Raw genomic sequence first — 1,109 nt, forward strand, 5'->3', positions numbered from 1 at the left:
TGCGCGGCCAGCGCGTCCAGGGTGGCGCGGTCGGAGCCCAGCGCGGGCGTGCGGGCGATCCGGCGGAGCCGGGTCAGCGCGTCGAGCGCCTTCAGCTGGTCGGCGCGGCGGGCGAAGTGGGCGATGCCGGCGGCCACCGAACCCGTCGAGGCGCGGCCTGCGGAGGCGTACCCCGAGCGCTGGAGCAACCAGGCCGTGAGGGTCGTGGGATCGGCCGCCTCGCCCCGGCGCAGCGCGTCCACCGCCGTGCGGATGCCGTACCGGTGCAGCCGCTCCACCAGGCGGTGCCGTACCTCGGCGGGGACGGGCAGGTCGGACGCGGTACGGAAGTCCTCCAGGTCGAGGAGGTAGTCCTCCAGGTCGTCGGAATCCAGGCCGGCCAGGGCCGACAGGGCCGCGAACTCCTCGGTGTCCAGCGGGCGGGCCCGCGCGGTCTCGGCGAGCAGGCCGATCACCGGGACCACGTCGAAGACGGAGGTCCGCAGGTCGGCGTAGCCGCCGGCGGCCAGCCGGCGGGCGGTCGGCCAGGGGTCGTCCTCGTCGCCGCGCCGGTCGATCTGACCGAGCACGGCGAGGGTGTTGACGCAGCTCAGACCGCACGCGCCGGTCAGGCCGCGGAACTCGGCGAGGGTGGTGTCGTCGAATTTCTGGACGTAGCGCAGCACGTAGATCATCGCTTGCGCGCGGTCGTCCTCCTCGCCGGAGCCGAACAGCATGCTGCGGGCGGCCCGCTCGTTGACGGCCGTCACCGTGTTCATGCCGGGGGTGTCGACGATGGTGACCGTGCGCAGCGACGGCAGATCCAGCGAGACGCGCAGGCGGCGGATCCGGGCCGTGTCCACCCCGAGGTCGGCGGGGAGCCGGTGACCGGGCAGCAGCCGGGAGCGGGCCGTGGTGCCGTCGGTCAGCTCGATGGTGATGAGCCCGTCGTCGGGACCGTACTCGTACTGGGTGACGACGAAGGTGCACTCGCCGGCGTCCACCGGGGCGACCGGCAGTCCCAGCAGCGCGTTGACCAGCGTGGACTTCCCGCTGCTCACCGCGCCCGCCACCGCGACCCGCAGCGGCGCGTCGAGGCCGGCGCGCACCTGCGCCACCCGCTCGCGCAG

1 protein-coding gene is annotated in these 1,109 nt (G+C 74.7%); it reads right to left on the reverse strand.

Annotation, left to right across the window (positions count from 1 at the left end):
- A partial coding sequence (locus tag ACWJ6R_RS36840) for a dynamin family protein (protein WP_449066627.1) occupies window positions 1-1,088 on the reverse strand: 1,088 nt, incomplete at its 3' end.
- Window positions 1,089-1,109 lie beyond the last annotated feature (21 nt).

It is taken from the genome of Planomonospora algeriensis, assembly GCF_977012225.1.